The sequence below is a fragment of the Streptomyces sp. NPDC093085 genome, assembly GCF_040683935.1.
Taxonomy (GTDB): Bacteria; Actinomycetota; Actinomycetes; order Streptomycetales; family Streptomycetaceae; genus Streptomyces.
This window is the reverse complement of sequence record NZ_JBFBFB010000003.1, coordinates 69,021-88,948: the sequence shown is the minus strand read 5'-3', so window position 1 is coordinate 88,948 and position 19,928 is coordinate 69,021. Positions and strand designations below refer to the sequence as shown.

Sequence of the window (19,928 nt, the reverse complement as noted above, 5' to 3'; positions counted from 1 at the left end):
AGACCAGTGGAGACACCATGCCCGGCCCGTCCGCCCCTCGCCGTACCGTGCTGAAGGGCGCCGCGCTCGCCGGCGCGGCCGGGCTGGGGGTGGCCGCCTGCTCCACCGAGTCCAAGCTCGGCCACGCCGAGACACCCACCCCCACCGCCCCGGTCGACCTGGGCGAGGCCTCCGCCGTACCGGTGGGCGGCGCCAGGCTCTACAAGGAGCAGCGCGTCGTGGTGAGCTGCCCGGCCAAGGGGCAGTACAAGGCGTTCAGCGCGCAGTGCACCCACGCCGGATGCCTCCTCGGCGAGCTGGAGGGCACGGTCGGCGACTGCCCGTGCCACGGCTCCAAGTTCGACGTCACCACCGGCGAGGTGCTGCACGGCCCGGCCACCGTCCCGCTCCTCGCCGTGCCCGTCCGCGAAGAGGGCGGAAAGCTCGTCGCGGGCCCCGAGAAGTGAGCGCCGCCCCCGCCCCCGGAACGAGCCGCCCCAGACCCGGAACGAGCCGGTCGCCGGCCCCCGCGAGCCGCTGATTCCCGTGCGCGCGAAGGCTCTGCTGTCAGTGCCCGACAGTAGGGTGGATACATGGCCGACCCCTCCAGCTACCGCCCCAAGCCGGGACAGATCCCCGACTCGCCGGGGGTCTACAAATTCCGCGACGACCACCGCCGGGTGATCTACGTCGGGAAGGCGAAGAGCCTCCGGCAGCGGCTCGCCAACTACTTCCAGGACCTGGCGAGCCTGCATCCGCGCACGCGCACGATGGTCACCACCGCCACCTCCGTCGAGTGGACCGTGGTCTCCACCGAGGTCGAGGCGCTCCAGCTCGAATACTCCTGGATCAAGGAGTTCGACCCCCGGTTCAACGTCAAGTACCGCGACGACAAGAGCTATCCGTCGCTCGCCGTCACCCTCGGCGAGGAATTCCCGCGCGTCCAGGTGATGCGCGGCGCCAAGAAGAAGGGCGTGCGCTACTTCGGCCCGTACGGACACGCCTGGGCCATCCGCGAGACCGTCGACCTGATGCTGCGGGTCTTCCCCGTACGGACCTGCTCCGCCGGGGTGTTCAAGAACGCGGAGCGCACCGGCCGCCCCTGTCTCCTCGGCTACATCGGCAAATGCTCCGCGCCCTGCGTCGGCCGGATCTCCCCCGAGGACCACCGCGAACTGGCCGTCGAGTTCTGCGACTTCATGGCCGGACGGACCGGTACGTACATCCGCCGTCTGGAGCGGCGGATGACCGAGGCCGCCGAGGAGATGGAGTACGAGAAGGCCGCCCGGCTCCGCGACGACATAGCCGCCCTGCGCCGCGCGATGGAGAAGAACGCCGTCGTGCTCGCCGACGCCACCGACGCCGACCTGATCGCGGTCGCCGAGGACGAACTGGAGGCCGCCGTCCAGATCTTCCACGTGCGCGGCGGCCGGGTGCGCGGCCAGCGCGGCTGGGTCACCGACAAGGTCGAGGCCGTCGACACCGCCGGCCTGGTCGAGCACGCCCTCCAGCAGCTCTACGGGGAGGAGCGCGGCGACGCCGTGCCCAAGGAGGTGCTGGTCCCCGCGCTGCCGTCGGACCCCGAGGAGACCGACGCCCTCACCGCGTGGCTGAGCGAGCGCAGGGGCGCCCAGGTCTCGCTGCGGATCCCGCAGCGCGGCGACAAGAAGGACCTGATGGCGACCGTCGGGCGGAACGCCCAGCAGTCGCTGGCCCTCCACAAGACCAAGCGGGCCGGCGACCTCACCACCCGCTCCCGGGCGCTGGAGGAGATCTCCGAGGCGCTGGGCCTGGACAGCGCGCCGCTCCGTATCGAGTGCTACGACATCTCCCACTTCCAGGGCGACGACGTGGTGGCCTCCATGGTCGTCTTCGAGGACGGCCTCGCCCGCAAGAGCGAGTACCGCCGCTTCCAGATCAAGGGCCGGGTCGGCGACACCCAGGTCTGGCACGGCGAGGGCCAGGACGACGTCCGCTCCATGCACGAGGTGATCAGCCGCCGCTTCCGCCGCTACCTCCTGGAGAAGGAGAAGACGGGGGAGTGGTCGGAACAGGACGGACAGCAGGCGGCGGCCGAACCGGACGGGCAGCAGACAGGGGCCGAACCGGACGGGGCGCGCGCCGGGGAAGGAGCCGAGCGCGCCGACGACGGCAGGCCCAGGCGCTTCGCCTACCCGCCGCAGCTCCTCGTGGTCGACGGCGGACAGCCCCAGGTCGCCGCCGCCCAGCGGGCCCTGGACGAGCTGGGCATCGACGACATCGCCGTCTGCGGCCTCGCCAAGCGCCTCGAAGAGGTCTGGCTGCCCGGCGAGAGCGACCCCGTCGTGCTCCCCCGCTCCAGCGAGGGCCTCTACCTCCTCCAGCGGGTCCGCGACGAGGCCCACCGCTTCGCCATCACCTATCAGCGCGCGAAGCGGGCCAAACGGGTCAGGACGAGCCCGCTGGACGATGTCGCGGGCCTCGGAGACTCCCGTAAACAGGCACTCATCAAGCATTTCGGCTCGGTGAAGCGGCTCCGGCAGGCGACAATCGACCAGATCTGTGAGGTGCCGGGGGTCGGCCGCAAGACGGCCGAATCCGTCGCCGTGGCACTGGCCGCGGCGGCCCCGCCCGCACCCGCCGTGAACACGGCGACAGGCGAGATCATGGAAGACGACGGGGGCACCACGCATGACTGAGCACGACCGGGACGGAGCAGGGCACGTGAGTACGGGCACCACCAAGGAGAACGGGGAGGCCGGCGAGGCCGCCATCCCCGAGCTGGTGATCATCTCCGGCATGTCGGGCGCGGGCCGCTCCACCGCGGCGAAGTGCCTGGAGGACCTCGGCTGGTTCGTCGTGGACAACCTGCCGCCCGCGCTCATCCCCACCATGGTGGAGCTGGGCGCCCGCTCGCAGGGGAACGTGGCCCGGATCGCCGTCGTCGTCGACGTGCGCGGCCGGCGCTTCTTCGACAACCTCCGCGAATCCCTGGCGGACCTCGACGCCAAACAGGTCACCCGGAGAATCGTCTTCCTGGAGTCCTCCGACGAGGCCCTGGTCCGCCGCTTCGAGTCGGTACGCCGCCCCCACCCGCTCCAGGGCGACGGCCGGATCGTCGACGGCATCGAGGCCGAGCGCGACCTGCTCAGGGAGTTGCGCGGCGACGCCGACCTCGTCATCGACACCTCCAGCCTCAACGTCCACGAACTCCGCGCCAAGATGGACGCCCAGTTCGCCGGCGACGAGAAGCCGGAGCTGCGGGCCACCGTCATGTCCTTCGGCTACAAGTACGGCCTGCCGGTCGACGCCGACCTCGTCGTGGACTGCCGCTTCCTCCCCAACCCGCACTGGGTCCCCGAGCTGCGCCCCTTCACCGGGCTCAACGACGAGGTCTCCGCGTACGTCTTCAACCAGCCCGGCGCCAAGGAGTTCCTGGACCGCTACACCGAGCTGCTCCAGCTCATCGCCGCCGGATACCGCCGCGAGGGCAAGCGGTACGTGACCATCGCCGTGGGGTGCACGGGCGGCAAGCACCGCTCCGTCGCCATGTCCGAGAAGCTCGGCGCCCGGCTCGGCTCCGAAGGCATGGAAACCGTCGTCGTCCACCGGGACATGGGGCGCGAGTGACCGGTCGCACCTTCCGTCTGCGCCGGCTCCGCCGGGGCATCCCCGCCCTCGGGGGCCGCGGCCCGGCGGCCCAGCCCAAGGTCGTCGCGCTCGGCGGCGGCATGGGGCTCTCCGCCTCGCTCGCCGCGCTGCGCCGGATCACCGGCGACCTCACCGCGGTCGTCACGGTCGCCGACGACGGCGGCTCCAGCGGCCGGCTCCGCAAGGAGCTCGGCGTGCTGCCCCCGGGCGACCTGCGCAAGGCCCTCGCCGCGCTCTGCGGCGACGACGACTGGGGCCAGACCTGGGCCCGGGTGATCCAGCACCGCTTCCAGTCCCAGGGCGAGCTGCACGAACACGCGGTCGGCAATCTGCTGATCGTCGCGCTCTGGGAGCAGCTCGGCGACCATGTCCAGGCGCTCGACCTGGTCGGCAAGTTGCTGGGCGCGCACGGCCGGGTGCTGCCCATGTCCGCCGTACCGCTGGAGCTCCAGGCCCTGGTACGGGGCCACGACCCGGCCCGCCCGGACGAGGTGGAGACCGTACGCGGCCAGGCGACCGTGGCGCTCACCCCCGGCGAGGTGCAATCCGTCCACCTGGTGCCGAACGACCCGCCCGCCGTCCCCGAGGCCGTCGCCGCCGTACTCGACGCCGACTGGGTGGTGCTCGGCCCCGGCTCCTGGTTCTCCTCGGTCATCCCGCACCTGCTCGTGCCCGAACTGCTCGACGCGCTCGTCGAGACCAAGGCCCGCCGCGTCCTCTCGCTCAACCTCGCTCCGCAACCCGGCGAAACCGAAGGCTTCTCCCCGCAGCGTCATTTGGAGGTTTTGGGGCGACACGCCCCTAAACTCGCCTTGGACGTGGTCCTGGCCGACCAGGCCGCCGTGCCCGACAGCGAATCTCTCTCCGATGCCGCCCAGCGGTTCGGCGCCGCCGTCGAGCTGGCGCCGGTGGCCGCGGCCGGCAGCTCCCCCCGGCACGACCCGGAGCTGCTGGCAGCCGCGTACGACCGTATTTTTCGGATGCATGGAAGGATCGGCCCATGGCGATGACGCCAGCGGTGAAGGACGAGATCGCCCGCCTCCCCGTCACCCGGACGTGCTGTAGGAAGGCGGAGGTCTCGGCGATCCTTCGGTTCGCGGGCGGGCTCCACCTGGTGAGCGGACGCATCGTGATCGAGGCGGAGCTGGACACCAGCATCGCCGCGCGCCGGCTCCGCAAGGACATCCTGGAGATCTTCGGCCACAACTCCGAGCTCGTCGTGATGGCGCCCGGCGGTCTCCGCCGGGGCAGTCGTTACGTCGTCCGGGTGATTACCGGCGGTGACCAGCTCGCCCGCCAGACCGGCCTGGTCGACGGCCGGGGACGCCCGATCCGGGGGCTGCCGCCCCAGGTGGTCTCGGGGGCCACCTGTGACGCGGAGGCCGCCTGGCGCGGCGCGTTCCTCTCGCACGGCTCGCTCACCGAACCCGGCCGCTCCTCCTCGCTGGAGGTCACCTGCCCGGGCCCGGAGGCCGCCCTCGCCCTGGTCGGCGCCGCCCGCAGGCTCCAGATCGCCGCCAAGGCGCGCGAGGTGCGCGGGGTGGACCGGGTGGTCGTCCGGGACGGCGACGCGATCGGCGCCCTGCTCACCCGGCTCGGCGCTCATGAGTCCGTGCTCGCCTGGGAGGAGCGCCGGATGCGGCGCGAGGTCCGGGCCACCGCCAACCGGCTCGCCAACTTCGACGACGCCAACCTGCGCCGCTCCGCCCGCGCGGCGGTCGCGGCGGGCGCCCGGGTCCAGCGCGCGCTGGAGATCCTCGGCGAGGAGGTGCCCGAACACCTCGCGGCGGCGGGGCGGCTCCGGATGGAACACAAGCAGGCGTCCCTGGAGGAGCTGGGCGCCCTCGCCGACCCGCCGCTCACCAAGGACGCGGTCGCGGGCCGGATCCGGCGGCTGCTGGCGATGGCCGACAAGCGGGCCCAGGACCTCGGGATCCCCGGCACGGAGTCCAATCTGAGCGAGGAACTCGCCGACGGTCTCGTCGGATGAGCACACCCCTGGCAGCGCCCCTGTCCGCCCCCTGAGTGAAGGCGCGAAGCACCCCTTTCCGCCCCCTCGGCGCACCCCTCGGGCGGGCTCCGTACGCCTCCCGGAGCCCCCTCCTCATATGCGCCCCAGCCGCCTCATATGTGACCGGCGGCCCCCGGCGGGACCCGGCCGCCGCCCGTACGCGGCACCGGGTCCCGCCGCCGCGTTTTCCGGCACCGGGCGATGTCACCCGCCGGGCCTCGGAGGGGTAGGGTCGTAAGCGGTCGGGGACATCCCATACAGCTCGCCGGCGTCGAAACCCGGCGTACCAACGAGGAGATCGGTTCGTGACGATCCGCGTAGGCATCAACGGCTTTGGCCGCATCGGTCGTAACTACTTCCGCGCGCTGCTGGAGCAGGGTGCTGACATCGAGATCGTGGCTGTCAACGACCTGGGTGACACCGCGACCACCGCGCATCTGCTGAAGTACGACACCATCCTGGGCCGCCTCAAGGCCGAGGTCACCCACACCGACGACACCATCACCGTCGACGGTCACACCATCAAGGTGCTCTCGGAGCGCGACCCGGCCAACCTCCCCTGGGGCGAGCTGGGCGTCGACATCGTCATCGAGTCGACCGGCATCTTCACCAAGAAGGCCGACGCCGAGAAGCACATCGCGGGTGGCGCCAAGAAGGTCCTCATCTCGGCCCCGGCCACCGACGAGGACATCACCATCGTGCTCGGCGTCAACGAGGACAAGTACGACCCGGCGCAGCACAACATCATCTCCAACGCCTCCTGCACCACCAACTGTGTGGCGCCGATGGCCAAGGTGCTCCTGGAGAACTTCGGCGTCGTCTCGGGTCTGATGACCACGGTCCACGCCTACACCAGCGACCAGCGCCTCCAGGACTTCCCGCACCGGGACCTGCGCCGTGCCCGCGCCGCCGCCGAGAACATCATCCCGGCGTCCACCGGTGCCGCCAAGGCGCTCGGCGTGGTCATCCCGGAGCTGTCCGGCAAGCTCAACGGCATGGCCATGCGTGTGCCGGTCCCGACCGGGTCGGTCACCGACCTGGTGGTCGAGACGGAGCGCGCGGTGACCAAGGAAGAGGTCAACGCCGCGTTCCAGAAGGCCGCCGAGGGCGAGCTGAAGGGGTACCTGGACTACACCGAGGACCCGATCGTCTCCTCGGACATCGTCAACTGGCCGGCGTCCTGCACCTTCGACTCCTCCCTGACCATGGTCCAGGGCAAGAGCGTGAAGATCATCGGCTGGTACGACAACGAGTGGGGCTACTCGAACCGCCTCGTCGACCTGACGGTCTTCGTCGGCAGCCGGCTCTGATCCCAGGGCCGCTGCGTACGGCGCCGGAAGGCGTAGGCACCGCGATATGAGCGACAGGGCTCGGTCGGCGCGCGTGATGGCGCCGTTCGAGCCCTCTTGCTCTGTCTGTCCAGAGAACCCAAGGAGCCCAGCACCCGTGAAGACGATCGACGAACTCCTCGCAGAAGGGGTCGCGGGGCGGCGCGTATTCGTCCGCGCCGACCTCAATGTGCCGCTCGACGGTACGACCATCACCGACGACGGCCGGATCCGTGCCGTGGCGCCCACGATCGCCAAGCTCGCGGCGGCCGACGCCAAGGTGATCGTCGCCTCGCACCTCGGCCGCCCCAAGGGCGCCCCCGACCCGGCCTTCTCGCTCGCCCCCGCCGCCCGCCGCCTCGGTGAACTCCTCGGCACCGAGGTGGCCTTCGCCACCGACACGGTCGGCGACTCCGCGCGGGAGACCGTCGCCGGCCTCGGCGACGGCCAGGTCGCGGTCATCGAGAACCTCCGCTTCAACCCCGGGGAGACCGCCAAGGACGACGCCGAGCGCGGCGCCTTCGCGGACCAGCTCGCCGGACTGGCCGACCTGTACGTGGGCGACGGCTTCGGCGCCGTGCACCGCAAGCACGCCTCCGTCTACGATCTGCCGGCCCGGCTGCCGCACGCCGCCGGGGATCTGATCGCCACCGAGGTCGGCGTCCTCAAGAAGCTCACCGACGACGTCGAGCGGCCGTACGCGGTCGTGCTCGGCGGCTCCAAGGTCTCCGACAAGCTCGCCGTCATCGGCCACCTGCTGGAGAAGGCCGACCGGATCCTGGTCGGCGGCGGCATGGTCTTCACCTTCCTCAAGGCCCAGGGCCACGAGATCGGCGCCTCGCTGGTCCAGGAGGACCAGATCCCCGCCGTACAGGCGTATCTGGAGCGGGCGAAGGAGCGGGGCGTGGAGTTCGTGCTCCCCGTCGACATCGTGGTCGCCGACGCCTTCCCCGACCTGAAGACCAAGGCGCCCGCCGCCCACGAGACGGTCCCCGCCGACGCCATCCCGGCCGGGAAGATGGGCCTGGACATCGGCCCGGAGACGGGCCGGCTCTACGCGGAGAAGCTCGCCGACGCGGAGACCGTCTTCTGGAACGGTCCCATGGGCGTCTTCGAACACCCCGACTTCGCCGACGGCACCCGGGCCGTCGCCCGGGCGCTCGTCGACGCGCCGGGCTTCACCGTGGTCGGCGGCGGCGACTCCGCCGCCGCCGTCCGGATCCTCGGCTTCGACGAGGCCGCCTTCGGTCATATCTCGACCGGTGGCGGAGCCAGCCTCGAATACCTTGAGGGCAAGACCCTTCCCGGCCTCGCCGCACTGGAGGACTGAACACTTCATGACCGCAACGACCGAGCAGACCGGCCGCACCCCGCTGATGGCGGGCAACTGGAAGATGAACCTCAACCACCTTGAGGCCATCGCGCACGTCCAGAAGCTCGCCTTCGCGCTGGCCGACAAGGACTACGACGCCGTCGAGGTCGCCGTCCTGGCGCCCTTCACCGACCTGCGCTCCGTGCAGACGCTGGTCGACGGCGACAAGCTCAAGATCAAGTACGGCGCCCAGGACATCTCGGCACACGACTCAGGGGCGTACACCGGCGAGATCTCCGGGCCCATGCTGGCCAAGCTCAAGTGTGCGTACGTGGCCGTCGGCCACTCCGAGCGCCGCCAGTACCACGGCGAGACGGACGAGGTCTGCAACGCCAAGGTGAAGGCCGCGTACCGGCACGGCCTCACCCCGATCCTCTGTGTCGGCGAGGGCCTGGACGTCCGCAAGGCCGGCGGCCAGGTCCCGCACACCCTCGCCCAGCTCGACGGCGGGCTGAAGGACGTCCCGGCCGAGCAGGCCGAGTCCGTGGTCATCGCGTACGAGCCGGTGTGGGCCATCGGCACCGGCGAGGTCGCCACCCCCGAGGACGCCCAGGAGGTCTGCGGGGCGATCCGCGGCCGGCTGGCCGAGCTCTACGGCCAGGAGCTCGCCGACCGGGTCCGGATCCAGTACGGCGGCTCGGTGAAGTCCGGGAATGTCGCCGCGATCATGGCGCAGCCCGATGTGGACGGGGCGCTGGTGGGCGGCGCCGCGCTGGACGCCGACGAGTTCGTCAAGATCGTCAGGTTCCGCGACCAGTAAGTATGCGGTGACGCGGATCCGTCGTACCCTGGCGGGGGTCGCGTGGGCATTTCCGGTGCGGTAATGCGGGAGATACCCTGCGGCCCCCGTCGGTCATTACGTTTTATCTGTACTGCCGAATATCAGTCTTTCTGATCCTGTTGATCCTGATCCGTCCGAGGAAGTTGGTCCAGCCGTGGTTATGGGGTTCTCGATCGCCCTCATCGTCTTCAGCCTGCTGCTGATGCTGCTGGTGCTGATGCACAAGGGGAAGGGCGGCGGCCTCTCCGACATGTTCGGTGGCGGAATGCAGTCCTCCGTCGGTGGCTCCTCGGTCGCCGAGCGCAACCTCGACCGCATCACCGTGGTCGTCGGTCTGCTCTGGTTCGCGTGCATCGTGGTGCTCGGCCTCGTCCTCAAGCTGGACAGCTAGCCGGCGCCGCCACGACTGCGGTACGGCGCCGGAAACGCGGCCTATCATGGGTGGCACGACCGGCGGCAGGAGGGTAACTCCCTTCACTGGACGCGCGTTGGGCCTTACGTAGACTGGGGCGCCCGGCAGCGGAGCTGCCCATCGAAGTTTCGCGGCACCATCACGCAGGGAGTTACGACCGTGGCAAGTGGCAACGCGATCCGGGGAAGCCGGGTCGGAGCTGGCCCGATGGGTGAGGCCGAGCGCGGCGAGTCCGCGCCCCGCCTGCGCATCTCCTTCTGGTGCTCGAACGGGCACGAGACGGTGCCGAGCTTCGCCAGCGACGCGCAGGTTCCGGAGACATGGGACTGCCCGCGCTGCGGATTCCCGGCCGGACAGGACCGGGACAATCCGCCGGACCCGCCGCGCACCGAACCGTACAAGACGCACCTCGCCTATGTACGGGAGCGGCGCAGCGACGCGGACGGCGAAGCGATTCTCGCCGAGGCCCTCGCCAAACTCCGCGGCGAACTCTGAATCCTTCTCAGGCCGGACACGTGTCACGTGTCCGGCCGAACCGTTTTTCCGCGGTACTTCACCCCTGCCGCTCACCCCTGCCGCATCTCCCGTGCACTCGCGCGCCGGCGGCATTGTCAGTGCCACCCCTTACCGTCTGAAGAGATCGAACCGGAGAGACCGATCCGGAGAGATCGGGACGGACCGAGGAACGGGTGAAGGGGGGCCGCGATGACGGCTGTCGAGGCGGTGGAGGTACGCGCGCCCGCGTGGCGCGGCGGGTTCGGGCGGCTCTGGTCGGCCGCGGTGGTCTCCCGGTTCGGTGACGCGCTGCGGACGGCGGCCCTGCCGCTGCTCGCCGCCTCGCTCACCGACGACCCGCTGCTGATCGCCTCGGTGACCGCCTGCGGCTATCTGCCCTGGCTGCTCTTCGGGCTCCTCGGCGGGGCCGTCGCCGACCGGGTCGACCAGCGGCGCGCGATGTGGGGCGTCGACCTGGTGCGCGCCGCGCTCATGGCCGCCTTCGCCGGGGCCGTCGCCCTCGGCCACGCCTCGATCGCGCTGCTCCTCGCGCTCGCCTTCCTCCTCACCACCCTCCAGACGCTCTTCGACAACGCGGCCACGGCCCTGCTGCCCTCCCTCGTGGCGCGGCCCGCGCTCGCCGCCGCCAACGCCCGGGTGATGACCGGACAGCAGATAGCGGGCGGCTTCCTCGCCGCCCCGCTCGTCCCGGTGCTGCTCGTCGTCGGCGTGGCCGTGCCGCACGCCGCCAACGCGGTGACCTACGGGGTGGCCGCCCTGCTGATCGCCTCCCTGCGGACGGCCGCACCGGAGCGACCGCCCCGCAAGGCGGGCTCCACCCTGCGCGGGGAGATGGCCCAGGGGATCCGGTTCCTGGCCCGGGAGCGCACCCTGCGCGGGCTCTGCCTGGCCACGACGCTCTGCAACATCGCGATGGGCGGGCTGATCGCCACCCTGGTGCTCCATGTCACAGGCTGGCTGGACGGCGGCGACCGGGCGTACGCGCTGACGCTCACCGCCTTCGGGGCCGGGAGCGTCGCCGGAGGGCTGGTCGCCGGGCGGCTCGGCGAACGGATCGGGCGGGTGCGGGCCGTGTTCCTCGCCGGGGCCGTCCAGGTCGGCTGCCTGGTCGCGCTCGGCACCGTACGGGAGATCTGGGCGCCCGCCCTGTTCCTCGCCGTCTTCGGCACCATGAACATGGTGTGGAACGTCAGCCAGACCACCCTGATGCAGGAGTCCGCACCCCAGGAGATGCTCGGCCGGATCAGCTCGGTCTTCCGGACTCTCTCGACCGCCGGGGCGCCGTTCGGCGCGCTGCTGGCCGGGGCCGTCGCCACCGCGTGGGGGCTGAACGCGCCCGCGCTGCTCGGCGCCGGACTCTTCGTCCTGGCTCTCGCCTCGCTCGGCCCTCTGATCAATTAAGTTGGGAGCGACAGTGGGGACTGAAACACGCGGGCGCACAAGGCACGCAGGCACGCAGGCACGAGAAGAAGTGGGCTGATGTCCGAGATGAACGCGGAAAGCCGTACCAGGCTCAACCGGACGCCGGAGTGGAGCGCCCTGGGCAAGCACCGGGAGCAACTGGCCGGGACCTCACTGCGGGAGCTGTTCGCCGCCGACCCGGCGCGCGGCACGAACTACACCCTCCAGGTGGGCGACCTGTACCTGGACTACTCCAAGCACCTGGTGACCGACGAGACACTGGCGCTCCTGCGCGAGCTGGCCGCCGCCACCGGGGTCGCCGGGCTGCGGGACGCGATGTTCCGGGGCGAGAAGATCAACACCACCGAGGACCGCGCCGTCCTGCACACCGCGCTGCGCGCCCCCCGCGACGCGGTGATCGAGGTCGACGGGGAGAACGTCGTCCCCGCCGTCCACGCGGTGCTCGACCGGATGGCCGCCTTCGCCGACCAGGTCCGGCACGGCGAGTGGACCGGCCACACCGGCCTGCCCATCACCAACATCGTCAACATCGGCATCGGCGGCTCCGACCTCGGCCCCGCGATGGCCTACGAGGTGCTGCGCTCCTTCACCGACCGCGACCTCACCGTCCGCTTCGTCTCCAACGTGGACGGCGCCGACCTCCACGAGGCGGTACGGGACCTGGACCCGGCGCAGACCCTCTTCATCGTCGCGTCCAAGACCTTCACCACCATCGAGACCATCACCAACGCCACCTCGGCCCGCGACTGGCTGCTCACCGAGGGGCGGTTCGGCCCCGAGGCGGTCGCCAAGCACTTCGTGGCGCTCTCCACCAACGCCGAGAAGGTCGCCGACTTCGGTATCGACACGGCGAACATGTTCGAGTTCTGGGACTGGGTCGGCGGGCGCTACTCGTACGACTCGGCCATCGGGCTCTCCCTGATGATCGCGATCGGCCCGCGCCGCTTCCGCGAGATGCTCGACGGCTTCCACCTCGTCGACGAGCACTTCCGCACCGCGCCCCCGGAGGAGAACGCGCCGCTGCTGCTCGGGCTGCTGGGCGTCTGGTACGGAGGGTTCTTCGACGCCCAGTCGCACGCGGTCCTGCCGTACAGCCACTACCTGTCCCGGTTCACCGCCTACCTCCAGCAGCTCGACATGGAGTCCAACGGCAAGTCCGTGGACCGGGACGGCAATCCGGTCGACTGGCAGACCGGGCCTGTCGTCTGGGGCACCCCCGGCACCAACGGGCAGCACGCCTACTACCAGCTCATCCACCAGGGCACCAAGGTTATCCCGGCCGACTTCATCGGCTTCGCCCGGCCCGTGGACGACCTGCTCCCCGGGCTGGTCGCCCAGCACGACCTGCTGATGGCGAACTTCTTCGCCCAGACGCAGGCGCTGGCCTTCGGCAAGACGCCCGAGGAGGTACGGGCCGAGGGGGTGCCCGAGGAGCTGGTGCCGCACAAGACGTTCCGCGGGAACCACCCGACCACCACCATCCTCGCCGAACACCTGACCCCGTCCGTCCTGGGCCAGTTGATCGCGCTCTACGAGCACAAGGTGTTCGTCCAGGGCGCCGTCTGGAACATCGACTCCTTCGACCAGTGGGGCGTCGAGCTGGGCAAGGTCCTCGCCAAGAAGATCGAGCCCGTGCTCACCGGGGACGAGGCGGGCGACCACCTCGACGCCTCGACCGCGACGCTGGCCGCGAAGTACCGCTCGCTGCGGGGCCGCTGAGCCGATGGGGGAGGAGGGGGCGCGGCGGCTCAGGCCGCCGAGGAACACGCTGGACGGCCGGGCCGTCGGCTGGTGGCGGGCGCAGTGGCTGGTGCTGACCGCGGGGCCGGCCGCCGTGCTCGCCACGCCCGCGCTGCTCCTGGACCTCCTCGCCCCCGCGCGGGGATGGCTGCTGGGCGCGGCGGCCGTCCTCGCGCTGCTCGGCCTCGGCTGCACGGCGCTGATACCCGGATGGTGGTTCCGGCTCCACCGCTGGGAGGTCACGGACAAGGCCGTCTATGTCCGCACCGGCTTCTTCTGGCAGGAGTGGCGGATCGCGCCGATGTCCCGGATCCAGACCGTGGACACCGTACGCGGCCCGCTGGAGCAGCTCTTCCGGCTCTCCACGGTCATCGTCACGACCGCCTCGTCCAAGGGCGCGGTCCATATCCGGGGCCTGGACCACGAGGTGGCCGCCGAACTCGCCGAGCGGCTGACCCAGCTCACCGGGGCCACGCCGGGGGACGCGACATGACCGTACCGCCGGAGCCGCCGGGCCCGGAGCCCGCCGGTACGGGGGAGTCCGTGGCCGCCGAGGCGCCCTGGCAGCGGCTCGACCGGCGGACGCTGCTGGTCACCGCCCTCGTACTGGCCGGGGTCGTGCTCGGCGCCGGGCTGCCCGCCGCGCTCGGGATGACCGGCCGGATGGCGCTCTGGCGGGCGGTCGCCCTGGTGGTGGCCGGGGCCGTGGTCCTGGTCGCCCTCGGCACCGGCGGCGAGTACATACGGTGGCGGCGCACCCGCTACCGCACCGGCCCCGAGCGGGTCGAACTCCACACCGGGCTCTTCCTGGTCAAGCGCCGCTCGCTGGCCCGCGACCGGATCCGTACCGTCGACCTCACCGCCCACCCGCTGCTCCGCCTCCTCGGCCTGGTCAAGGTCCGGATCGGCACCGGCGAGCAGAGCGGCGGCGAATCCACCCTCGAACTCGACCCGGTCACCCGCGCCGAGGGCGAACGGCTCCGTACCGAACTCCTCGACCGGGCGCCCCGGGGACCGGTCACCCACCCCGAGGGCACGCTCGCCGCCCTGGCGCCCGGCTGGATCCGGTACGCGCCGCTCTCCTTCGTCGCCCCGGTGCTCGGCGGCGCGGCGGCCGGCGGACTCTTCCAGGTCAGCGAGTGGTTCGGGGCGCAGACCCGGCTGATCGACTGGGCCCGCGAACTCTTCCTGGACACCCCGCTCGGCTGGCTGATTCTTCTAGTGATCTCCGCCGCCGGGCTGGCGGGCGTCGTCGGCGCGCTCGGCCTCTGGGTCGAGATGTGGTGGAACTACCGGCTGGAGCGCGAGCCCGGCGGCACCCTGCGGGTCCGCCGGGGGCTGCTCACCGCCCGCTCCGTCTCCATCGAGGAGCGCCGGCTCCGCGGTGTCGAGCTGGTCGAACCACTGGGCATCCGGCTCGCCGGGGCGGCGCGGCTGGACGCCGTCGCCACCGGCCTCGCCCAGAACGAGGAGGACGAGCACGCTGACACCAAGGCGCTGCTCCCCGCCGCCCCGCGCGCGGTCGCCCACGCGGTGGCGGCGCGGGTGCTCCGCGAGGACGCCGCCCCGACCGAGCGGGCCCGGCTCACCGCGCACCCGCCCGCCGCCCGCGCCCGCCGGGTGCGCTGGGCGCTGGCCGGCACCGTCCCGCCGGTGGCGCTGCTCGCGACGGCCGGCGCCCTGCTGGCCGACGCGCTCCTCCCGGCCGCCGCCGCGTCCGCGCTCCTGCTCGCCCCGGTCGCCGTGGCGCTGGCGCTCGACGCGTACCGCAATCTGGGCCATGGTCTGAGCGGCGGCTATCTGGTGGCCCGCGCGGGCACCGTACGCCGCTCGACGGTGGCGCTCCAGCGGACCGGGGTGATCGGCTGGACGGTCAAACAGTCCCTCTTCCAGCGCCGGGCCGGGCTCGTCACCCTGACGGCGACGACGGCGGCCGGGGAGGGCGCGTACCCCATCCGCGACGCGGACCAGGCCGAGGCCCTGTCCTTCGCGGAGGCCGCCGTACCGGGCCTGCTGACCCCATTCCTGGAGCCGGAGCCGGGCGCGGTGCCGAAAACCGGGCCGGAGCCCAAGCCGGAGCCGGAGCTCGGGCGGGGCTGATCCCCGAGCCCCGTACAGCCGCCCGTACGCCCGTTCCCGTGCGTCCACGCCGTACGCCCCTGGCCGTCCGCCCGCACCCGGTCCCGCACACGCGCGCGGCCCGGTCCGCCGGGAAGGCGAGCCGGGCCGCGTGGGCGGATACCGGGGTGGGAGCTCAGGAGGTCGCCGGAGGGTACAGGGCGCGGGGGAGGGCCGAGGCCGCTGCCGCGTCCAGGAGCCAGAGGGTGCGGGCCCGGCCCTGGGCGCCCGCCGCCGGGGCCTGCACCTCGCCCGCCCCGGAGAGCGCGATCTCCGCCGCCTTCGCCTTGTCCTCGCCCGCGGCGAGCAGCCAGACCTCCTGCGCCGCGCGGATCGCGGGCAGCGTCAGCGAGATCCGCAGCGGCGGCGGCTTGGGCGCGCCGTGCACCGCGACCACCGTACGCTCCGTCTCCCGCACGCCCGGCAGCTCAGGGAAGAGCGAGGCGACATGGGTGTCCGGGCCGACACCCAGCATCAGCACGTCGAAGGACGGGACCTGGGCGTGATCCTCCGGCCGGGCCGCCGCCGCCAGCTCCGCGGCGTACGCGGCGGCCGCCGCCTCCACATCGCTGCCGTACGGACCGTCCGACGCCGCCATCGCGTGCACCCGCGCGGGATCCACCTCGACCTTGTCGAGCAGTGCCTCCCTGGCCTGGGTGACATTGCGCTCCGGGTCGCCCTCCGGCAGGAACCGCTCGTCGCCCCACCACAGGTCGAGGCGGGACCAGTCGATCGCGTCCCGGGCGGGCGCCGCCGCCACCGCGGCGAGCAGCCCGTTCCCGTTCCGCCCGCCCGTCAGCACCACCGAGGCGGAGCCGCGAGCGGCCTGGGCGTCCACGATCCTCGTGATCAGCCGGGCCGCCGCGGCCTGCGCCATCAGCTCCTTGTCCCGGTGGACGACGAGCTGAGGGGTGCTCACTTCGACGCCGCCTTCCGCACCGGCATGCTCGCCGGTGTGATCGGCTGCGCCGGAGCGTGCTCCGAGGAGCCCGCCTCCCGGGTCGGCAGCGGCGGCAGGTCCGACTTCGGATCCCCCAGGCGGTGCACCCCGAACTTCAGGGCCGCCGCATAGGTGTCGTCCGGGTCGAGCCGGCGCAGCTCCTCCGCGATCAGCTCCGAGGTCTCCCGGCGCTTCAGCGCGACCGCGCGGTTCGGCTGCCCCTGGATGGAGAGCGTCGCGAGCGAGCCGTCGGCCCGGTCCAGCGTGATCGGCCCGCAGGTCGTCTCCATCCGTACGGCCGTCAGACCCGGCCCGCCGGAGACCGAGCGGCGCACCGGCACCCGCAGCCGGTTCGCCAGCCACATCGCGAGCAGCTCACCGCTCGGGTTGTGCTCCTCGCCCTCCACCTCGACCGAGGTGACCGAGCACTCCACCTGGTCCAGGGCGGCCGCGACCATCGAGCGCCACGGCGTGATCCTGGTCCAGGACAGGTCGGTGTCGCCCGGGGTGTAGGCGTCGGCGCGGGCCGTCAGCTCCGCCACCGGGTGCACGGCGGCGTACGTGTCCGTCACCCGCCGCTGCGCCAGCTTGCCCAGCGCGTCCTTGGCCGGGTTGACCGGCGCGTCCACCGGCCACCACACCACGACGGGCGCGTCCGGCAGCAGCAGCGGCAGCACCACCGACTGGGCGTGGTCCATCACCTCGCCGTACAGCCGCAGGACGACCGTCTCACCGGTGCCCGCGTCCGCGCCGACCCGCACCTCGGCGTCGAGCCGGGCCTGCGCCCGGTCGCGCGCCGAGCGCGAGATCCGCTTCACCACGACGAGCTTGCGCGACGGGTGCTCGCGGGACGCCTCGTCGGCGGCCTTGAGCGCGTCGTACGCGTTCTCCTCGTCGGTGACGATGACCAGGGTGAGCACCATGCCGACGGCGGGGGTGCCGATCGCCCGGCGCCCCTGCACGAGGGCCTTGTTGATCTTGCTGGACGTGGTGTCCGTAAGGTCGATCTTCATGGCCGGCGCCAGCTCCGTCCGTCTCGTGCGAGCATCTCGTCCGCCTCGACCGGACCCCAGGTCCCGGACTCGTACTGCGCGGGCTTGCCGTGCTTCTCCCAGTGCTCCTCGATCGGGTCGAGGATCTTCCAGGACAGCTCGACCTCCTCCACCCGCGGGAAGAGGTTCGAGTCGCCGAGCAGCACATCGAGGATGAGCCGCTCGTACGCCTCCGGGCTGGACTCCGTGAAGGACTCGCCGTACGCGAAGTCCATCGAGACGTCCCGGACCTCCATGGAGGTGCCGGGGACCTTCGAACCGAACCGCATCGTCACGCCCTCGTCCGGCTGGACCCGGATGACCAGGGCGTTCTGCCCCAGCTCCTCGGTGGCCGTGTGGTCGAAGGGCGAGTGCGGCGCGCGCTGGAAGACCACCGCGATCTCCGTGACCCGGCGGCCGAGCCGCTTTCCGGTACGGAGGTAGAAGGGCACGCCCGCCCAGCGGCGGTTGTCGATCCCCAGCCGCACCGCGGCATACGTGTCGGTCTTCGACCGGGGGTCGATGCCGTCCTCCTGGAGGTAGCCGACGGCCTTCTCGCCGCCCTGCCACCCCGCCGCGTACTGCCCGCGCACCGTGTCGGCGCCGAGGTCCTTGGGGAGCCTCACCGCCCCCAGCACCTTGGTCTTCTCGGCCGCCAGCGCGTCCGCGTCGAAGGAGGCGGGCTCCTCCATCGCGGTCAGCGCGAGCAGTTGGAGCAGATGGTTCTGGATGACGTCACGGGCGGCGCCGATGCCGTCGTAGTAGCCGGCCCGGCCGCCGATACCGATGTCCTCGGCCATGGTGATCTGCACATGGTCGACGTACGACCGGTTCCAGATCGGCTCGAAGAGGGTGTTGGCGAACCGGAGCGCCAGGATGTTCTGGACGGTCTCCTTGCCGAGGTAGTGGTCGATCCGGAAGACCTCGTGCGAGGGGAACACCTCGTGGACGACCTTGTTCAGCTCCTTCGCGGAGGCCAGGTCGTGCCCGAAGGGCTTCTCGATGACCGCGCGGCGCCAGGAGCCGTCCTTCTGGTCGGCGAGCCCGTGCTTCTTGAGCTGCTGGACGACCTGCGGGAAGAACTTCGGCGGCACCGAGAGGTAGAACGCGAAGTTCCCGCCGGTGCCCTGGACCTTGTCCAGCTCGGCGATGGTCGCCTTCAGGTTCTCGAACGCCTCGTCGTCGTCGAAGACGCCCTGGACGAAACGCATGCCCTGGACGAGCTGCTGCCAGACCTCCTCGCGGAAGGGCGTCCGCGCGTGCTCCTTGACCGCGTCGTGCACCTCCTTGGCGAAGTCCTCGTGCTGCCACTCGCGCCGGGCGAAACCGACGAGGGAGAACCCCGGCGGCAGTAGACCACGGTTGGCGAGGTCATAGACGGCAGGCATCAGCTTTTTGCGGGACAAATCGCCCGTGACGCCAAAGATGACCAGGCCCGACGGCCCCGCGATACGCGGGAGCCGTCGGTCCGCGGCGTCACGGAGCGGGTTCGCTCCGTGGGTTGCGGTCAAGGTTTCAGCCCTCCGAAGGGGCGAGGCGCTTCAGCTCCGCCTCGGTCGATGCCAGCAGGTCGTTCCAGGACGCCTCGAACTTCTCGACGCCCTCGTCCTCCAGCAACTGGACGACCTCGTCGTACGAGATGCCCAGCTTCGCCACGGCCGCCAGCTCGGCACGCGCCTGCTCGTACGTGCCGCGCACCGTGTCGCCGGTGATCCGGCCGTGGTCCGCGGTGGCCTCCAGGGTGGCCTCCGGCATGGTGTTGACCGTGTTGGGCGCCACCAGTTCGTCCACGTACAGGGTGTCCTTGTACGCGGGGTCCTTGACGCCCGTCGAGGCCCACAGCGGACGCTGCTTGTTGGCCTGCGCCCGGTCCAGGGCGGCCCAGCGCTCGGAGCCGAAGACCTCCTCGTACGCCTCGTACGCGAGCCGCGCGTTGGCCAGCGCCGCCTTGCCGCGGGCCTCCTTCGCCTCCGGCGTGCCCAGCGCGTCGAGCCGCTTGTCGATCTCGGTGTCCACCCGGGAGACGAAGAAGGAGGCCACCGAGTGGATCTGCGCGAGGTCGAGCCCGGCGGCCTGGGCCTTCTCCAGACCCGCCACGTACGCCTCCATGACCTCCCGGTACCGCTCCAGCGAGAAGATCAGCGTGACGTTGACGCTGATGCCCCGCGCGATGGTCTCGGTGATCGCGGGCAGGCCCGCCTTGGTCGCCGGGATCTTGATGAGGGTGTTCGGCCGGTCCACCAGCCAGGCGAGCTGCTTGGCCTCGGCGATGGTCGCCGCGGTGTTGTGCGCCAGCCGCGGGTCGACCTCGATGGAGACCCGGCCGTCCTGGCCCTGCGTCGCGTCGAAGACGGGACGCAGGATGTCGGCGGCGTCCCGGACATCCGCCGTCGTGATCATGCGGATGGCTTCCTCGACGGTGACCTTGCGGGCCGCCAGGTCGGTGAGCTGGGCCTCGTAGCCGTCGCCGCCCGAGATGGCCTTCTGGAAGATCGACGGGTTGGTGGTGACGCCCACCACGTGGGACTGGTCGAGGAGTTCGGACAGGTTCCCGGACGTGATGCGCTTCCGGGACAGGTCGTCGAGCCAGATCGCGACGCCTTCGTCGGAGAGGCGCTTGAGTGCGTCTGTCATGAGGTTTGCATCTC

Annotated in this window: 18 protein-coding genes; 14 read left to right on the top strand and 4 right to left on the bottom strand. The window is 71.7% G+C overall.

Going from position 1 to position 19,928, the window contains the following annotated elements:
* The first annotated feature begins 17 nt into the window (after positions 1 to 17).
* The 14 genes from AB0O07_RS11200 (at position 18) to AB0O07_RS11135 (ending at position 15,291) form a co-directional block, all read left to right on the top strand.
* Positions 18 to 446: a Rieske (2Fe-2S) protein gene (locus AB0O07_RS11200; RefSeq protein WP_365630633.1), complete on the top strand. Its 429-nt coding sequence runs from the start codon at positions 18 to 20 to the stop codon at positions 444 to 446.
* Between the two features lie 126 nt (positions 447 to 572).
* Entirely contained in the window at positions 573 to 2,657 is a 2,085-nt protein-coding gene (uvrC, locus tag AB0O07_RS11195; RefSeq protein ID WP_365630630.1) for an excinuclease ABC subunit UvrC, read from the top strand.
* Positions 2,650 to 3,588: an RNase adapter RapZ gene (rapZ, locus tag AB0O07_RS11190; RefSeq protein ID WP_365630627.1), complete on the top strand. Its 939-nt coding sequence runs from the start codon at positions 2,650 to 2,652 to the stop codon at positions 3,586 to 3,588. Before uvrC ends, rapZ begins: the two co-directional genes overlap by 8 nt.
* Entirely contained in the window at positions 3,585 to 4,619 is a 1,035-nt protein-coding gene (gene yvcK, locus AB0O07_RS11185; RefSeq protein WP_365630624.1) for a uridine diphosphate-N-acetylglucosamine-binding protein YvcK, read from the top strand. Before rapZ ends, yvcK begins: the two co-directional genes overlap by 4 nt.
* Positions 4,610 to 5,599 (top strand): DNA-binding protein WhiA, encoded by a 990-nt coding sequence (whiA, locus tag AB0O07_RS11180; RefSeq protein ID WP_365630621.1) that lies wholly within the window; start codon positions 4,610 to 4,612, stop codon positions 5,597 to 5,599. The genes yvcK and whiA overlap by 10 nt, the downstream gene beginning before the upstream one ends.
* Positions 5,600 to 5,925: 326 nt before the next feature.
* The gene (gene gap, locus AB0O07_RS11175; protein WP_365630618.1) at positions 5,926 to 6,930 is read left to right on the top strand and encodes a type I glyceraldehyde-3-phosphate dehydrogenase; all 1,005 of its coding nucleotides are present in this window, start codon (positions 5,926 to 5,928) and stop codon (positions 6,928 to 6,930) included.
* A 136-nt stretch (positions 6,931 to 7,066) separates the two neighbouring features.
* Entirely contained in the window at positions 7,067 to 8,278 is a 1,212-nt protein-coding gene (locus AB0O07_RS11170; RefSeq protein WP_365630615.1) for a phosphoglycerate kinase, read from the top strand.
* Positions 8,279 to 8,285: 7 nt separating this feature from the next.
* Positions 8,286 to 9,080 carry a triose-phosphate isomerase gene (gene tpiA, locus AB0O07_RS11165; RefSeq protein WP_365630612.1) on the top strand — a complete coding sequence of 265 codons (795 nt, stop codon included), beginning with the start codon at positions 8,286 to 8,288 and terminating at the stop codon, positions 9,078 to 9,080.
* Between the two features lie 181 nt (positions 9,081 to 9,261).
* Entirely contained in the window at positions 9,262 to 9,492 is a 231-nt protein-coding gene (secG, locus tag AB0O07_RS11160; RefSeq protein ID WP_030353663.1) for a preprotein translocase subunit SecG, read from the top strand.
* Between the two features lie 180 nt (positions 9,493 to 9,672).
* Positions 9,673 to 10,008, top strand: coding sequence for an RNA polymerase-binding protein RbpA (locus AB0O07_RS11155; RefSeq protein WP_078854845.1), 336 nt, complete (start codon positions 9,673 to 9,675; stop codon positions 10,006 to 10,008).
* A gap of 210 nt (positions 10,009 to 10,218) precedes the next feature.
* Positions 10,219 to 11,430, top strand: a complete 1,212-nt coding sequence (locus AB0O07_RS11150) for an MFS transporter (RefSeq protein ID WP_365630609.1) — start codon at positions 10,219 to 10,221, stop codon at positions 11,428 to 11,430.
* 87 nt (positions 11,431 to 11,517) lie between these two features.
* Entirely contained in the window at positions 11,518 to 13,170 is a 1,653-nt protein-coding gene (gene pgi / locus AB0O07_RS11145) for a glucose-6-phosphate isomerase (protein ID WP_365631522.1), read from the top strand.
* A 4-nt stretch (positions 13,171 to 13,174) separates the two neighbouring features.
* Positions 13,175 to 13,684 (top strand): PH domain-containing protein, encoded by a 510-nt coding sequence (locus AB0O07_RS11140; RefSeq protein WP_365630606.1) that lies wholly within the window; start codon positions 13,175 to 13,177, stop codon positions 13,682 to 13,684.
* Positions 13,681 to 15,291, top strand: coding sequence for a PH domain-containing protein (locus AB0O07_RS11135; RefSeq protein WP_365630603.1), 1,611 nt, complete (start codon positions 13,681 to 13,683; stop codon positions 15,289 to 15,291). Before AB0O07_RS11140 ends, AB0O07_RS11135 begins: the two co-directional genes overlap by 4 nt.
* Positions 15,292 to 15,445: 154 nt before the next feature.
* On the opposite strand, the gene pgl is transcribed toward AB0O07_RS11135, so the two are convergent.
* The 4 genes from pgl to tal are packed head-to-tail and all read right to left on the bottom strand — an operon-like array spanning position 15,446 to position 19,914.
* The gene (gene pgl, locus AB0O07_RS11130; RefSeq protein ID WP_365630600.1) at positions 15,446 to 16,228 is read right to left on the bottom strand and encodes a 6-phosphogluconolactonase; all 783 of its coding nucleotides are present in this window, start codon (positions 16,226 to 16,228) and stop codon (positions 15,446 to 15,448) included.
* Positions 16,225 to 17,262, bottom strand: coding sequence for a glucose-6-phosphate dehydrogenase assembly protein OpcA (gene opcA / locus AB0O07_RS11125; RefSeq protein ID WP_365630596.1), 1,038 nt, complete (start codon positions 17,260 to 17,262; stop codon positions 16,225 to 16,227). Before opcA ends, pgl begins: the two co-directional genes overlap by 4 nt.
* Positions 17,259 to 18,791, bottom strand: a complete 1,533-nt coding sequence (gene zwf, locus AB0O07_RS11120) for a glucose-6-phosphate dehydrogenase (RefSeq protein ID WP_365630593.1) — start codon at positions 18,789 to 18,791, stop codon at positions 17,259 to 17,261. Before zwf ends, opcA begins: the two co-directional genes overlap by 4 nt.
* A 4-nt stretch (positions 18,792 to 18,795) precedes the next feature.
* On the bottom strand, positions 18,796 to 19,914 hold the full coding sequence (gene tal, locus AB0O07_RS11115; protein WP_365630590.1) for a transaldolase: 1,119 nt from the start codon (positions 19,912 to 19,914) through the stop codon (positions 18,796 to 18,798).
* Positions 19,915 to 19,928 lie beyond the last annotated feature (14 nt).

Bases quoted from the DNA above. Each gene is read 5' to 3' on its own strand.
- AB0O07_RS11200 (WP_365630633.1), top strand. From the start codon at position 18: ATGCCCGGCCCGTCCGCCCCTCGCCGTACCGTGCTGAAGGGCGCCGCG.
- uvrC (WP_365630630.1), top strand. From the start codon at position 573: ATGGCCGACCCCTCCAGCTACCGCCCCAAGCCGGGACAGATCCCCGAC.
- rapZ (WP_365630627.1), top strand. From the start codon at position 2,650: ATGACTGAGCACGACCGGGACGGAGCAGGGCACGTGAGTACGGGCACC.
- whiA (WP_365630621.1), top strand. From the start codon at position 4,610: ATGGCGATGACGCCAGCGGTGAAGGACGAGATCGCCCGCCTCCCCGTC.
- tpiA (WP_365630612.1), top strand. From the start codon at position 8,286: ATGACCGCAACGACCGAGCAGACCGGCCGCACCCCGCTGATGGCGGGC.
- secG (WP_030353663.1), top strand. From the start codon at position 9,262: ATGGGGTTCTCGATCGCCCTCATCGTCTTCAGCCTGCTGCTGATGCTG.
- AB0O07_RS11150 (WP_365630609.1), top strand. From the start codon at position 10,219: ATGACGGCTGTCGAGGCGGTGGAGGTACGCGCGCCCGCGTGGCGCGGC.
- pgi (WP_365631522.1), top strand. From the start codon at position 11,518: ATGAACGCGGAAAGCCGTACCAGGCTCAACCGGACGCCGGAGTGGAGC.
- AB0O07_RS11140 (WP_365630606.1), top strand. From the start codon at position 13,175: ATGGGGGAGGAGGGGGCGCGGCGGCTCAGGCCGCCGAGGAACACGCTG.
- AB0O07_RS11135 (WP_365630603.1), top strand. From the start codon at position 13,681: ATGACCGTACCGCCGGAGCCGCCGGGCCCGGAGCCCGCCGGTACGGGG.
- opcA (WP_365630596.1), bottom strand. From the start codon at position 17,262: ATGAAGATCGACCTTACGGACACCACGTCCAGCAAGATCAACAAGGCC.
- tal (WP_365630590.1), bottom strand. From the start codon at position 19,914: ATGACAGACGCACTCAAGCGCCTCTCCGACGAAGGCGTCGCGATCTGG.